The sequence below is a fragment of the Natrarchaeobius chitinivorans genome (assembly GCF_003841505.1).
GTDB classification, from domain to species: Archaea; Halobacteriota; Halobacteria; order Halobacteriales; family Natrialbaceae; genus Natrarchaeobius; species Natrarchaeobius chitinivorans.
Map to the genome: position 1 here is coordinate 29,646 of NZ_REGA01000007.1, position 14,766 is coordinate 44,411.

Here is a 14,766-nt window from a genome sequence, read left to right on the forward strand (position 1 = left end):
ATCGACCGGCAATCAGTCATAGCAAACCGTATCAATCGACGAGATATACGAACCAGACACGACACGAACCAAACGTCGAAACCCCACTCTGTACGAGGCGAGGTTCCGTCGGGAGATCTCGAGTGGATGCGTAGAAACTAATCCAAAAGTTTCACCGATTGGCACGGGTCTCCCATTCAGACGCCGAACCTGCTTATCGAATATCTGACACAGAGACGGCGACCCATAGATTTAACTCGTCTGTATCGACTCTATTCAACAATTGCAGGAGATCATATGGGATACCGAATAGGCACTGACATCGGCGGGACGTGTACCGATTCGACGGTGATGGACGAAGAGGGGCGAGTGTACATCGGAAAGGATCTGACGACGTATCCGGATTTCTCCCAGGGGATCTTCGATTCGCTGTCGGATGCGACCGAGGACATGGATATCGGCCTCGAGGAACTGCTCCAGAACACCGACCTGTTCTTGCACGCGACCTCAGTTGGCGAAAACGCGCTGTTCGAGCGCGATGGCTCGGAAACCGGACTGTTGACCACGGAAGGGTTCGAGGAAACCCTTCACGCCACACGTGGTGGGTACGGACGGTGGTCCGGACTTCCCTTCGAGGAAGTCAAAGACATCGTCAGTGCGGATAAGCCGGAGCCGCTGATCCCTCGCCAGCGAATCGAGGGACTCTCCGAACGCGCATACCGAGAACGCGTCGTCAAAGAACTCGACGAAGAGGAGGTGCTCGAGGCAGTCGACGCCCTCGTAGAAGACGGCGTCGAGTCGATCGCCGGCTGTCTACTCTGGTCGTTTACCGTTCCGGAGCACGAACGCCGTATCAAAGAGCTCATCGAGGAACGGTATCCCGAGGTGTACGTATCCATCTCGAGTGAGGTATCCCCGACACTCGGTGAGTACGAACGAACGTCGACGACGGTACTGAACGCCTATCTCGGTCCCGCGACCGAGCAGTATCTGACGAGTCTGCGTTCGACGCTGGTCGAGTACGGCTTCGACGGGTTGCTCCTGTTGATGTTCGCTCACGGCGGGCTCGTCAGTCGGCAGGACGCGATCGAGCGCCCGGTCGGGTTGATGGAGTCCGGGCCGGTCGGCGGCCTCCTCGGGAGCAAGTTCGTCGCGAACCGCCGAGGAATCGACAACATCATCTCGACGGATATGGGCGGAACGACGTTCAAAGTCGGCGTCATCAACGACAACCGCATCGAGTACGCCGACGAGCCGATGGTTGGTCGCCACCACTACCAGTTCCCCAAGCGTGACATCCACTCGATCGCCGTCGCAGGCGGCAGCGTCGTATCACTCGACGAGAAAAACAACGTCCCCACGATCGGACCGGAGAGCGCCGGTTCCGATCCCGGCCCCGTCTGTTACGACCGCGGTGGAGAGAAACCGACCGTGACCGACGTCGACCTCATCCAGGGCTACTTCTCGCCGGAGCACTTCCTCGGCGGCGAAAAGGAGATGGATCCCGACGCCGCCTACGACGCCTTCGAAGAACAGATCGCCGATCCGCTGGGCAAGTCGGTCACCGACGCTGCAGCGGACATCTACAAGCTCATCAACTCGATGATCGCGGACCTCCTCCGCGAGATGACCGTCGAGAAGGGGATCGACCCGCGGACGTTCACGCTCGTCTCTATCGGCGGCGCGGCCGGTATGCATGCGACCTCCTACGCACGCGAACTGGACATCCCCGAGGTGCTCATCCCCTACACGGCGTCGGTCAACAGCGCGCTCGGCCTGCTCTCGACGGACGTCACTCACGAACACATCGACGTCAGACAGATCGAGCCGCCGTTCGATCCAGACGAGATCAACGGCATCTTCGCCGACCTCGAGGAGACGGCACGGGACAAACTCGCCCGCGAAGGGTTCGACGAAGACGAGGCCGATATCGAACGGTCGATCAGTATGCGGTATCAGCGGCAGGTCCACGAGCTGCTCACGCCCGTCGAGACGACGGGGCCGTTGAACTCGGCGGACGTCGACGAGGTCGTCGAGCAGTTCGAGACGCTGTACGAACAGCGCTACGGCAAGGGCTCGGCGTTCAAAGAGGGCGGCATCGAGATGACCGAGTTCAGAGTTCGGGGAATCGGCCCGCTGGAGACGCCCGATCTCGACGAGAAGGCGATAACCGACTCGAGCGCCGAACACGCCCGAATCGGAACGAAAGAGATGCACTTTGAAGCAGCCGGCGGCCGTATCGACGCCGGACTGTACGACTTCGAAGCGCTCGAGCCGGGCGACGAGATCCGAGAGCCTGGCGTTATCCTGACGCCGGTGACGACGATCGTCCTCAACCCCGGCGACGTCGCACGAATGGACCGCTATCAGAATATCGAGATACAGATCGACGAAGACGACTACGAGCGGTAGAGTACTCGTTTTCCGTCATTGCACTCCCGTTTGCGAATCAACGGCCAGCACTGGGGGTGTGGTCGGCTGCGTGCGATCGGAGAGAATCTGTTCAACGGCGCGAACGGACAGGATCGCTTCAACGGTGAGAGCGGGGCGAATCGCTTCGACGATTACTATTACTCCGAGCTACCCGGTAGTCGATTCGGCCCGGACAAATTCGACAGGGCACGCTGTGAAACGGATACTACCAGGAAACGAGTACTGACAAGAGACGACTGCTGGAGAGAAGTCTCGCTCCGTCGATCGTCGGTCCGAAAACTCAGCCGAACTCTTCGAAGGGCTGCTCGCAGTCCGTACAGTAGTGGACGGTTCGACAGAGTCCCGGCCCCCGTTCACGCTCGAGGACGCACTCGTCGGACCCGCAGTAGGGACACCGAACGGTTTTGTCGCCCGTTTCGTCCCCGGTCCGTCCGCGATTTCGGTCGAACGACATCGGTTACTGGGTGCAGGCCGCACCGGACGTCGACGACTTCTCCGGGAGGGCCAGTCCCCACTCCGAAAGCTCGTCCCGACCGACGTCCGTGATGTGGTCGGTAGACCACGGGGGTGAGTAGACGAGGTCCACCTCGACGGAGTCCACGCCGGACACCGAGGTAACCGCTCGTTCGACGTCGTCGACGATCATCTCGCGGGCCGGACAGCCCGAGTACGTAAGCGTCATCTCGACCGTCGCGTGTCCGCCCTCGAGGGAAACGTCGTACACCAGCCCGAGGTCGACGATACTGACCGGAAGCTCGGGATCCTCGACCGTCAACAGTGCGTCCCAGACCGCCCGTTCTTCGGCCGGGGCCGTCTCGAGTTGCTGTCGTGGATCCGGGATGGATGCGTCGGTCATACTCACGTCGAACCGTCCGTAGGCTGTGCGGAGTAGCCGGACACTTCCCGATACGTCCGGTCAGTACTCGGCGTCAATGCGGTTTCGTCCTTCGACATCTCCGTTATCTCGCTTTCCGGTGTGACCCAGATGTCGAGCGGATCGGATCGGAGGTCGATGTTACGTTTTGCGAGCATGAGAGCCATCTCGTCGTCCGCGGCGGTCACGGTCTGGGCGTACTCGTGGGGTTTTCCCCGCTGCCATTGAACGAAGACCCTGTACGGTTCCATACAATGATTATCGAGAGCCATGGGTAAAAACCTTATCCATGATTGGGAGCTATATGCCCCGTCAAAGCGTTCGTTGTAACTTCACCGAGCTGCATCCCGGTATTCGCCAGGCTGAATCTCGGAACGGAAATCGAGAGCGCCAGCGGTACACCGAGGGACGATGGTTACGGAACGGTCGACCGCGGTTCGCAACTCGGTTCCCACGGCCGACGGTCGGGTGTGACCGACGCGAAATTCGAAAGCGAGTTTTCCGCGAGGCTCAGTCGTCGTCCGCCCGCACCACGAGTGCGTCGAGTGCAACGACGCCCGTCTCGGTCGCCAGCAACGGATTGATCTCGATCTCCGCGATCCACTCCTCGTCGGCGACGAGATCGCTCACGGTCGCGATGGTCGACGCGATCGCTTCCCGGTCCGTTTGTGGTGAGCCACGGAACCCCTCGAGCAACTCCGCACCCTGTATCTCTTCGGTCATTTGCCCGGCCTCGTCCGTTCCGATCGGTGCCAGACGGTGGGTCACGTCCTCGAGTACCTCCGTGAACGTGCCGCCGAGGCCGAAGACGACCGTCGGGCCGAACGCCTGCGTCTGCGTTCCGCCGACGATCGTTTCGACGCCCTCGTCGGTGTCCACCGCCGCTTCGACCAGAATATCGACCTCGAGTTCGCGGTCGTCTGCCGCCTCCTGGATGGCTTCGGCGGCGTCTCGTACCGCCTCCGCGTTCGACAGACCGAGATGGACGCCGACACCGTCGCCCCACTCCGATTTGTGCTGGACAGCCGGTGAGGACACCTTCACCACGACCGGATAGCCGATCGAGTCGGCGACGTCGACCGCCTCCTCCGGCGACGAGACGAGTTCGAAGTCCGGAACCGGAACTCCGGCCTCGGACAGCAGCGATTTCGCGTCCGCTTCGGTCAGGACGTCGGCACTGCCGGCGTTCTCGTGATCGGTCCCGCCGCTCATCGTTCGGACCCCGCTGTGGTCACGGTCGGTGAGTCCGTCTTCATCTCAGCGTACGTCGCGAGTGCGTTGACCGCCTCTGCGCCGCGCTCTGGGCTCTGGAACGCCGGGATGCCGGCGGAGTGAAACCGCTCGACCGCATCGTCGACGGCGTCGGATGGTCCGGTCGTCGCAAACACCGCAGGGACGCCCGTGTCTTCGACGAGTCCCTCGAGGATATCGACCGGATACTCGACTCGCTCCTCGTAGAGCTGGTAGACGAGGAGGATGTCGACCGCCTCGTCTTCGGCGATCGCTCCGAGCAGCGTCTCGTATGCGGCCGGATCCGGGGGCTGGCCCGTATCGACCGGGTTCGACGTGTACGTCAGCCCGGGCAAGATGTCGTCGATCGTCTCGCACGTCCGCTCCGAGAGGGACGGCAGCGTCGTCCCGGCACGTTTGAGCCGGTCCGTGATCGCGATTCCCGGCCCCGCCTGGCCGGTGACGAGCGCCACGTTCGACCCGTCCGGTTCCGGAAGCGACGCGAACGCGTTTCCGACGTCGAGCAGCTCCTGACACGAGTCGACCATCGGAACGCCGTATTGTGCACAGCCGGCCTCGTACAGCTGGTAATCGCCGACCATCGATCCCGTGTGCGACGCGGCGAAGTCCGTCACGTCCTCCCGACCGACCTTGTAGATCGAAACCGGCGTTTCGACGCCACGACAGGTCTCGAGCAACGCCCGCGCGTCGTCCGTCCCTTCCACGTGCAACAGGATCGATTCGGTATCGTCGTCCGCGTCCAGGTAGGTGATCACCTCGGCGAAGTCGGTGTCGGCCGCGTTTCCGAGCCCGATCGCTTTCGAGATCCCGACGCGGTTGTTCTCAGCCATGAACATGAGGACGTGGTTGATCCCGCCGCTCTGTGCGACGACCGCGACGTTTCCCGCGGGCACCGCGTCGGTATCGGAGACGAACGAGGCGATAACGCCGTCGTTCGCGTTGATGAAGCCGCTCGTGTTCGGTCCGAGAACGGCGAGGTCGTGCTCTCGAGCGGTCGCGACGATTTCGGCCTCGAGTTCGCTCCCCTCTTCGGTGTGTTCGGAGAACCCCGCCGCGTAGACGACGACGCCGCCGACGTCCGCCTCGCCGCACTCCTCGACGACCGCGGGAGTCACCTGCCGCGGTACACACGACAGCGCCAGATCGACCCGGTCGTCGACCTCGTCGATCGCGTCGTAACATCGGTGACCGAACAGTTCGCCCGTGCTCGGGTTGACCGGATACACCCGGCCGTCGAACGACCGAATGTTGTCCATCGCGGCGTACCCGATCTTCCCCTCGTCGGCGGAGGCCCCGATCACCGCGATCGATTCGGGTTCGAACAGCCTACTGAGGCTCATATCTGGTCGATCGTCGCCGGTTCCATTTCCTCGAGGACCGCCGGGAACTCGTCCGTGTGTTCGCCGCGCCGGCCGTTCGTCGACGGGGAGTTCGAGACGGCGTCGGCGACCGCCTGGCTGTCGACGTCGATCGGGAGCTCGGAGAGCGTCTTCGTCACCTCCGTTTCCCACGTCTCGGCGAGTTCGTCCGGCGAGCGAGCGAGAACGCCCGCATCGACGAGTGCGTCCTGCTGGGATTCCTCGAACGCAAAGAGGTCCGACGCGGCCTCGAGGTTCGTCTCGAACGCACGCTCGAGGCGCTCGGTTCCCTCGTCGGTGGCGTGGAGAACCTCGAGCCACTTCGCCGCGTGTTCGCGGTGGAACGGCTCCTCGTTGAGCGCGACCGACGCCGTGTCAGCGAGCGCTTCGACGTCGCCGTCGCGGATCGACTCGAGGAAGAGCAGTTCGGCTCGATCGTAGAGGTAACTTCGGACGATCGCGTCGGCGAAATCGTGATGCTCGCGCTCGACGAGAATCGAGTTACGCCGATCGTCGTGGCCTCGGCCGATCGCGAGGTCGTCGGTCGTGGTCGATCGCTCGTCGGCAACGACGTCGTACCACAGTCGAGCGTGGCCGAGTTCGTCCTGTGCGATGCTGGTCAGCGCGTTGTCTTCCTCGAGGGTCGGACTGACTGCCAGCCACATTCCGAGGCGGTGTCCGGTGAAGTACTCGTCGTCGGCGATGGCGAGCAGAAACTCGAGGGTTTCCGTTCGGCTGTCGTCTGGGATAGATGGTGTCATTGGTCTGTTATGTGTAGTTGTGTTTGTGCGTCGAACGGCGCGTCTCAGTCGGCCGTGGCGTCGAGATTGTCGCCGATTCGGTTGGTTGCCCGGTCGTTGTGCGCCGCGAGCGCGTCACGAACCCACTTCGTGTCGTCGAACACGCGTCGTCGTTCGTCCAGGCGCCGCTGTCCCGCCGGCCCGCCTTCCGTTCGGATCTTCTCGAGCATCTCCATGCTGGGTTCGGTGTAAGACCACTCACCCGCCTCCTCGTCGTACTCCAGCTTGTCGTCGGGGATCTCGAGGCCGAGCTCGTCGAGTTTCGGCACCCAGAAGTCCAGGTAATCCTGTCGGAGTTCGTCGTTGCTCTTCGTACGGATTCCCAGATCGTACATTCGCAGTGCCGCGTCGCTTTGCTCGTCGTCGGTCGGTCCGAAAAACAGCATTCCGCGGGGCCACCAGCGGTCGACGGCCTCCTGCATCGCCTCCTGCTGGGCTCTCGTTCCGGTCGCGTACTCCCGCAGGAGGTCCCGACCGTGACGAAGGTGGAACTCCTCTTCGCGACAGATGCGGCGCATAACTCGCGCGTACGGTCCGTAACTGGTCTGGAGCAACGAGTGCTGGAGGATCATCGCAGCACCGTCGGTCAGACACGTAAACGCCGTTAGCTCGATCCAGTCGTCGACCGGAAACTGCATACTGCTCCCGTATCCGACCTTTCCGTCGAGCAGATCCTCGAGCATCTGCTCTCGGTCCCGTCCGAGGTCCTCCGCGATCCGATACTGCATCAGCGCGTGGCCGATCTCGTCCTGGTTTTTCGCGAGCAACGCGAGCTTCCGGTGGTAGTTCGGCGCTCGCTCGATCATTGGCCGTTCCGTGAACGCACCGATCAGTTCGCTGTTCGCCGTGAACTGGACGATCCTGGAGACGAGCCGCTCGTACTCGTCGGTCAGGTCGTCCGTCGGTTCGATCGTTTGACCCTCCGCGATTCGTTCTTCGAGTTCCATGCACGTGTACTAGGCCTCGACTAATATAAATGTACCCTCCAATCACCGGCCTCTATTTAAGTTGAAGATTATGATGTAACTCGATTCAGGTCAGTATGAGTTCAACGAACGATCACTCGAGGTCCCATCCCGTGATGGCACGTCCTCGGAGAGGAGGGTAACGACGAAACCTCGAGGAAGCGCCACGGGGTCGTCGCGTACCCGTGAGCAGAACGTCGCCTCGAGCCGTGAGGAGAAATCGGCCGGGGAGGACCTGACCTCCCTGCAGTCACGAGAGCCGGACGCGTCGTGGACTCACAGCACCTGCGACACAATCGGATCCGTCTTCTCACCACTACCCACGAGCGATCCGACGAGTACGGATCGGACGAACCACGAGTACGGATCGCACGACAGCTGTGCGATCAGGTGTGCATCGACGTGCAGTGGCTCCGAAAGTATCAGTGCGCCTTACTCCGCATCGATCGTTTCGACGTCCCAGTCGTCCTCGGGAACGATCGCCTCGGCTTCGATTTCGATGTTGCCACGGACGAGCGTGTCGATCTGGACCAGCGTGCTCGCCGGGAAGTGATCTCGATCGAAAAACTGTCCGCGGACCTCGTGGACCGTCGTAAACTCGTCGCCGACGACGTCCTGTACGAAGATTCGTACCCGGACGACGTCGTCCATCGTACCGCCCTGATCCGCGAGGAGGTCCTGAATTATCTCGAGGACCTCCCTCGTCTGTTCTTCGACCGAGTCGTCTGCCGTCTCGACCGGCGTAACCCCCGAGCAGTACACTCGCTTGTACCCGTCGTGATCGACGACGACGCCCCTCGAGTAGGCCGTCTCGTCGACGGAATCGGCGTCTTCTACGAGTTCGTTGCCTGCGGCCGGATCGATAACGGTTTTCTTCATCGTCAGTTACCTCTCTGTCGATACTGGTACTTATTCGTATGGGATCGTCCGTTCTCCGGTCGCGTCTCGGACTGTCTTCGGCCGCTCGTCCGCGTTCGGTATCGATCGCGGCCGGTTCGATGACTCCCGGTCTGTGCGATGACTCTAGTCGACTCGAGTGACGTCTCCGTTCTGAGGACAGAAGTGAAAACGTCCTCTCGGGTTCTTCGGGGCGCTCAGCTACGCGTACGCACTCCCCCTGCTCGTTGCGTTCACTCGTCTTTCCGCTCTTCGTGGTACAGGTTGAACGCGTCGAAGATCGGCCGATCGCTCATCGCGAACAGGACGCTCTCGTCCGCGGTCGTCTCGTGTGAGTGCCACTTGCCCGGCGGGACAACGAACGAGTCCTTCTCGCTCCACTCGAGGGTCTCGTCGCCGACTTCGGTTTTGCCGGCTCCCTTGACGACGTAGTAGATTTCGGACGTGTTGTGTTTGTGCGTCTTCGTCGAGTCGCCATCCCGGAGCATCTGCTGGCGAAGCGCGATCGTCGACATCACTGGTCCCTGGCCGGTTTCGGGATTGACGTACTCCATGTTCACCCCGTTGTACGGATCGTACGCCTGGTCGTTGTCGGCTGCGGTCGTCAGCACGTCGTAGGTCTCCTCCCAGCTGAACCGGTACGGCGGCGTGTCTCGGAACCGGCTGGCGTTGTCGTTCGCCGGCCGCATCGTCCCGAACTGGCTGTTGTAGTATCCCTGCTCTTTGTCCACCGGCTGCTCGAACTCCTTGTGGTTGTCGAAGATCGGTGCGCCCAGCGCGCTTCCGATAAACGGCCAGTCGAGCACGTCGACCCAGACCGCGGTCTCGTCCGACTGGTTCTCGTGGTCGTGGTAGGTCCAGTTCGGCGTGAGGATCAGGTCGCCCGGCTCCATGGGGAACTCCTCACCTTCGACGACGGTGTACATCTTGTCGTTCCCTTCGACGACGAATCGGAAGGCACCGACGTTGTGTCGGTGTGCGCCAGCGACCTCCCCCGGGGTGACGGTCTGGTAGAACGCCGCGATCGTCGACGACGTGATATCCGAACCCGGCGTTCGAAGCGCGAGGGAGCGTCGGATCCCCTGTGGCAGATCCTCGAGCGGGGCTTCCTCTTCGATCGTACGCAGCGACGCTTCGATATCCTCCCACTCCCAGAGGTACGGTTCGAGATCGGTGTCCGGCGAACTCCACTGGTCGTGGACGTCCCACATCGTCCGCAGATTCCGATCGTCGATGGCTTCTCGAGACTCCTCAGTCAGGTATGACATCTCGTTAGGAAGATTTGTAGTCAAAGTATATTAGCGTTTCCACGAACTTGTGACAATTACGAGTAGGTGAGTCGGAGTTCGATCTCGTTTGCTGTGCCGAGCAGCGCGTTCGGAATGTCCTCCCGGTACTTGTCGCCGATGAGCCTGTTTTTCGGCCCGGTGACGGACAGCGCCCCGACGGGGTACCCGTTTTGGAGTATCGGAACGGCGACCGCCCGAACGTCCCGAACCGTTTCCCCGTCGTTGAACGCGATGCCTTCGTTTCGGATGCGCTCGAGTTCCGCCTCCAGTTCGTCCCGATCCGTGATCGTACTCGGTGTCCGTGCCGGGAGGCCGACCGTTTCGATGACGTCGTCGATCTGTTCGTCCGGCAGGTGGGCGAGGATCGCCTTTCCCGCTGCGATGGTGTGAAGGTACTCCCACTTTCCGATTCGGGCGTGGGTCTGGACGGCCTGTGGCGTCTTTCCCTGACAGAGGTACACCGCGTAGTTGTGTTGTTCGACGACACACCACGCCGCCTCCCCGGTTTCGGTTGCGAGTTCCTGGACGCGCGGTTCGGCCAGGTCGTAGATCTCCGACCTCGTCTGCACGTATCGGCCAAAGTCGAGAAACTTGTAACCGAGTTCGTACTCGCCCTCCCGCTTGACGACGTACATACTTTGCTCGAGGGTCGTCAGATGACGGTGAATAGTACTTTTCGCCATGTTCAATCGATCCGCGAGTTCGGCCACCGTTGCACCGTCTTCGTCCTTGAGCGCCTGAATTATTCGCAACACGGTCTTATCCGTTTCCACGGGCCCCCGAGGTTCCTGACTGTCGTGCATACACATCTCATGGAACTACCGTCATATAAGTGCATTGCATAATATGCAATGACGGCCGGTCCAACGTTTTCGGTGGTGATACCGGTTGCTGGGCCACCCACCGAGTGTGACACGCTCGGTGCCGTGTCACCGCGACGATGCCACAGTCTCCCGTGCCGGCCGATATCGAAGACCATCCCCGACAGACACGTTCGTCGTCGCGACGGGGTTCGAATTTAAAGGACGGTGATATCGCCTTGCAACGTCCGTGACGGCCGGATATTTCGATTGTTCCCGCGATCTTTCCTCGTCCGTGTCGATTCGAAATCGTCGAATTCCTGGATACAGAGAGTTATTACAAACATACAGATGTAATCAGTTCTCGGGGCCGTACTACCGTACGTCCCACGGAACGAGTGGAGGAATAACCCTTCCACTGTACGTTCGAGTCCTCAGGCGACCGTTGGACGACTAACTCGGCGCGTCCGATCACCAGTTTCGAGCGGCTCTACACGTAGCCGTGGCCGCGTGTGACAACCGACCCACCGTCACAGACCTCTCCTCAATACTGACAGATGATCGTAACCGACTTCACCACACCATTCATCGAGAACTGTAATGTAGAATAGCGATTATACTCCCAAAAACCGGTATTTTTCCGATATTCGTTACTGAAACCGTTCCGTATGTTGTTTCGTCACTGCTGGGACTGGCACTAACCTGTCAGGCTATACGAAAAGCGAATCGCGACGATCCGTTGGCCCACCATCACGTGTTCCGTATTATGCAATTGATGATGGGCGTGACAGTACATTCTTCACGCGCCTCGAGTCGGTACGGCGGTCAGGATTCGGCACAGAACAGACACGTCAGCAGGCAAGTAGCGGGATATCGTAGCCGCTTGCCTCCATGGTCGTTCGATTGCGACCGCAGACAGTGGCGCTCGCACCCGATCTTCCGGGCAGCGGAAGATTTAAGAAGCAATCGATAACTGCTTTAGAACGCTATACGATCCCGACCTATGACGGCACCCAAGGAACTATCGATCGAATTATCGCGACACACTCACGGGTTTCCGGGAGCGACCAGTCGGCACTCGGACCGATATCTGCCGACACTCGGGAGCCGAACCCGGAGCGATCGGGGACGCTCACGCAGTCGGGAGCAGTTCAGTTCACACGGTAACGGACGACGAACGTACTCGAGTCGGCCCGAATCGGACACCACACTATCCAACCACTACCATGCGAATTAACACTTTCACGATTCCCGCCCTGTTCAGTCAGGCGGTCGAACGAACGCCCGAAAAAGACGCGATCATCGATCTAGAAACCGACGAACGGCTCACGTACGGCGAGCTACGGGAGGAAGTAAACGCCGTCGCGAACGGATTGCACAGACGCGGTGTCGAAAAGGGAGACTACGTCGCGATCTGTCTGAAAAACCGCCCGGAACACTGCATCACGTTCCTGGCCTGTCAGGAACTTGGAGCGGTCGCCGTTCCGTTTAACTTCCGTCTGAAAGCGGAGGGAATCGAGTACACGCTGGCGGACGCCGAGCCGACGGCGTTCGTCTTCGGTGATACGATCGCAGAGACCGTTTCGGACCTCTACAGCGACGTGGCGGTGGACACGTTTGTTCACGTCGGCGAACGGACCCCGTCGTTTGCGACACCGTTCGACGATATCCGGGCGGCCGAGACGGATCGACCGGACGTGACGGTCACGCCGGACGACCTGAGCGTCATCCAGTACAGTTCGGGGACGACGGGCGATCCGAAAGGAGTCGAACTAGACCAGCTCGCGAGTGCGAGCAGAGTCGTTCTGAACGCGTACGGACAGCAGTTCCGCATCGATGGGGAAACGATGCTCGGCGTCATGCCACTGTATCACACCGTTGGCCTCCACGGCATCCTCTGTTCGATGCTCGCACTCAGCGGCACCTACCTCTGTCAGCCGAACTTCGATCCCGAACGGTGTGTCGACGCGATTTCGGAGTACGACGTGACCGCCCTGCACGAGGCACCGACGATCTTCAAAAAGCTGGTCGAAGCGGACGGGATCGACGAGTACGACCTCGAGTCCGTACGCGTCCTCACCTACTCGGGTGCGCCGATGGACTCGACGCTCATGGAACAGGTGACGACGCAGTTCGATCCGGACTACCTGTCGAACCAGTACGGGTGTACGGAAGCGTACGGGCCGCTCGGACAGCTCAATCTACTGGATGACGGCGAACCGACCGAAACTGGACCCGCGAACTTCCTGCAGGCGACCAGAATCGTCGAACTCGAATCGAACGATCCCGACGCCGTCGTCGAACAGGGAACGGAAGGTGAGCTGATCGTCTCGATGGAGTCACCGATCGTCTTCTCCGGGTATCACAATAAACCACGCGTCACCGACGCAGCGATTCACGACGGCTGGTTTTTCACCGGCGACGTCGCATACGAGACGTCGGAGGGACGTACGGTCATCACCGGCCGAAGCGACGACATGATCATCAGCGGCGGAGAGAACATCTACCCGGCAGAGGTCGAAGACGAGATCGCAGCCCACCCTGCCGTTCTCGACGTCGGCGTCATCGGTATCGACGACGACACGTGGGGAGAGATTCCGAAGGCCTACGTCGTCTGCGACGAGGACGTCGACGAGGAGACGCTCGATCAGTGGTGCAAAGACAGTTCGTCGTTGCCCGACTTCAAACGCCCCCGGCGCTACGAGTTTCTCGAGTCCTTGCCCCGAAACGCGAGCGGGAAGATACTTCGGTACAAACTTCGGAGCCAGTAACTTCGGTACAAGCTCCGAGACCAGTAACGGCGCTCTTCGCTGAAACCACAACGTACATGCCCGTTCGATCGAACAGTGACCTATGGAATTGGCTAGATCCGAGATCGACTACCGGACCGTAGCAGGCGCGGTCGTTCCGCGGCCGATCGCCTGGACGAGTTCGATCTCACCCGACGGTGAGGAAAACCTCGCACCGTTTAGCTTTTTCAACGTCGCAACCACCACTCCGCCCGTGTTGCTCCTCTCGGTGACGAAGTTCGACGAGGAGAAACCCGATCTCCTCAAAGACACCTTCGTCAACATCCGTGAGACGGAGGAGTTCGTGGTCAACATCGTCACCCATCCGCTGCTCGAGACGATGAACGAAACCAGTGCGCGCCTCCCTCACGGGGTCAGCGAGTTCGAGCACGCGGACGTCGAACGCGCCGAGTCGACCGTCGTCTCCCCGCCCCGGGTCGGCAACGCCGACGTCTCCTTCGAGTGTACGCTCCACGAGATCGTCCCGGTCGGGAAATCCGCACTCATCCTCGGAGACGTCGTCCGCGCACACATCGACGATTCGATCACGGTGGACGGAAAACTCGACGTGAAAGAACTCGACGCGGTCGGACGCCTCTCGGGCGGCTACTACTCCCCAATTAGCGAGTACGAGTACCACGAGCGCCCGCCGTAGTTTCCGACCGGCGACCGCGGGCCGACGACGTTACATCCAGTTGAATTATTACGGTGGCCTCAGTACGGAGAGCTATGACGCTGACCCCACCGTCGGACGACATCTCCCCGCGCGACGTGGTCATTCTCAAAGTTCGAGTTGCGAACCCGACCGCGTCCACGAGAGAACTCAGCGAAATCCTCGCCGAAAAACACGACATCAACCTCTCGCACAACCGGATCAACGAGATACTTCGCGAGATGGCCGAAGAGGACATGTTTCGGGAAACGATCATCCCCGACGAACGCCTCTTCAGACACTACCTCTTCAGAATCGCCTTCTTCTACCCGAACTTCGACGAGTACTGGGAGTCGTGTTACTGGGACATCGTCAACGATCCCCACGTACTGATGTTCTTCAATGCAGACGGGAACTACCACTGGCACATCATCGCGCAGTTCCGGACGGACGAGCAACAACAGAAGTGGGTCCACCAGTTGTTCAAGCAGTACGGCCCGTTGATCGCCCAGTTCCACACGACGATGCTTCACACCGTCCACAAGTTCCAGACCGACGCGGAAATCTTCGACGACGTGTTAGAAGAGACGCCGGCGGGCAAGCAGTACCTGTAGTCGCGCCGGCCTGTCACACCGGACACCCCCACCGGCGGACGAGTTCCGTTCGGCCAGCCACACGA

At 60.7% G+C, this 14,766-nt stretch carries 14 protein-coding genes; 4 read left to right on the forward strand and 10 right to left on the reverse strand.

All coding sequences use genetic code 11. The features are described from left to right. Positions 1-276: 276 nt before the first annotated feature. A complete protein-coding gene (locus tag EA473_RS09810; protein WP_124195484.1) occupies positions 277-2,391 on the forward strand; it encodes a hydantoinase/oxoprolinase family protein in 2,115 nt (704 codons plus the stop codon). A 301-nt stretch (positions 2,392-2,692) separates the two neighbouring features. On the opposite strand, the gene EA473_RS22250 is transcribed toward EA473_RS09810, so the two are convergent. From EA473_RS22250 to EA473_RS09855, 10 genes are all read right to left on the reverse strand, one after another. Then, positions 2,693-2,866, reverse strand: coding sequence for a PaaD-like zinc ribbon domain-containing protein (locus EA473_RS22250; RefSeq protein ID WP_165875243.1), 174 nt, complete (start codon positions 2,864-2,866; stop codon positions 2,693-2,695). 3 nt (positions 2,867-2,869) lie between these two features. After that, positions 2,870-3,268 (reverse strand): metal-sulfur cluster assembly factor, encoded by a 399-nt coding sequence (locus EA473_RS09815; RefSeq protein ID WP_124195485.1) that lies wholly within the window; start codon positions 3,266-3,268, stop codon positions 2,870-2,872. Positions 3,269-3,270: 2 nt separating this feature from the next. Then, a complete protein-coding gene (locus EA473_RS09820) occupies positions 3,271-3,537 on the reverse strand; it encodes a hypothetical protein (RefSeq protein WP_165875244.1) in 267 nt (88 codons plus the stop codon). A gap of 259 nt (positions 3,538-3,796) precedes the next feature. Continuing rightward, complete coding sequence (locus EA473_RS09825; protein ID WP_124195487.1) at positions 3,797-4,498, reverse strand: acetate--CoA ligase family protein; 702 nt, start codon at positions 4,496-4,498, stop codon at positions 3,797-3,799. Beyond that, positions 4,495-5,877 (reverse strand): acetate--CoA ligase family protein, encoded by a 1,383-nt coding sequence (locus tag EA473_RS09830; protein WP_124195488.1) that lies wholly within the window; start codon positions 5,875-5,877, stop codon positions 4,495-4,497. Before EA473_RS09830 ends, EA473_RS09825 begins: the two co-directional genes overlap by 4 nt. Then, positions 5,874-6,656: a 1,2-phenylacetyl-CoA epoxidase subunit PaaC gene (gene paaC / locus EA473_RS09835; RefSeq protein WP_124195489.1), complete on the reverse strand. Its 783-nt coding sequence runs from the start codon at positions 6,654-6,656 to the stop codon at positions 5,874-5,876. Before paaC ends, EA473_RS09830 begins: the two co-directional genes overlap by 4 nt. A 44-nt stretch (positions 6,657-6,700) precedes the next feature. Beyond that, positions 6,701-7,642 (reverse strand): 1,2-phenylacetyl-CoA epoxidase subunit PaaA, encoded by a 942-nt coding sequence (gene paaA, locus EA473_RS09840; protein ID WP_124195490.1) that lies wholly within the window; start codon positions 7,640-7,642, stop codon positions 6,701-6,703. 450 nt (positions 7,643-8,092) lie between these two features. Beyond that, positions 8,093-8,539: a RidA family protein gene (locus tag EA473_RS09845; RefSeq protein WP_124195491.1), complete on the reverse strand. Its 447-nt coding sequence runs from the start codon at positions 8,537-8,539 to the stop codon at positions 8,093-8,095. Between the two features lie 251 nt (positions 8,540-8,790). Next, on the reverse strand, positions 8,791-9,825 hold the full coding sequence (locus tag EA473_RS09850; protein WP_124195492.1) for a cupin domain-containing protein: 1,035 nt from the start codon (positions 9,823-9,825) through the stop codon (positions 8,791-8,793). A gap of 56 nt (positions 9,826-9,881) precedes the next feature. Next, positions 9,882-10,649, reverse strand: coding sequence for an IclR family transcriptional regulator (locus EA473_RS09855; protein WP_124195493.1), 768 nt, complete (start codon positions 10,647-10,649; stop codon positions 9,882-9,884). Positions 10,650-11,872: 1,223 nt separating this feature from the next. On the opposite strand from EA473_RS09855, the gene EA473_RS09860 reads away from it, so the two are divergent. From EA473_RS09860 to EA473_RS09870, 3 genes are all read left to right on the forward strand, one after another. Continuing rightward, positions 11,873-13,417 carry a class I adenylate-forming enzyme family protein gene (locus EA473_RS09860; RefSeq protein WP_124195494.1) on the forward strand — a complete coding sequence of 515 codons (1,545 nt, stop codon included), beginning with the start codon at positions 11,873-11,875 and terminating at the stop codon, positions 13,415-13,417. 82 nt (positions 13,418-13,499) lie between these two features. Continuing rightward, positions 13,500-14,090, forward strand: coding sequence for a flavin reductase family protein (locus tag EA473_RS09865; protein ID WP_124195495.1), 591 nt, complete (start codon positions 13,500-13,502; stop codon positions 14,088-14,090). Positions 14,091-14,164: 74 nt separating this feature from the next. After that, positions 14,165-14,701 (forward strand): helix-turn-helix domain-containing protein, encoded by a 537-nt coding sequence (locus EA473_RS09870; RefSeq protein ID WP_124195496.1) that lies wholly within the window; start codon positions 14,165-14,167, stop codon positions 14,699-14,701. The last annotated feature ends 65 nt before the right edge of the window (positions 14,702-14,766 follow it).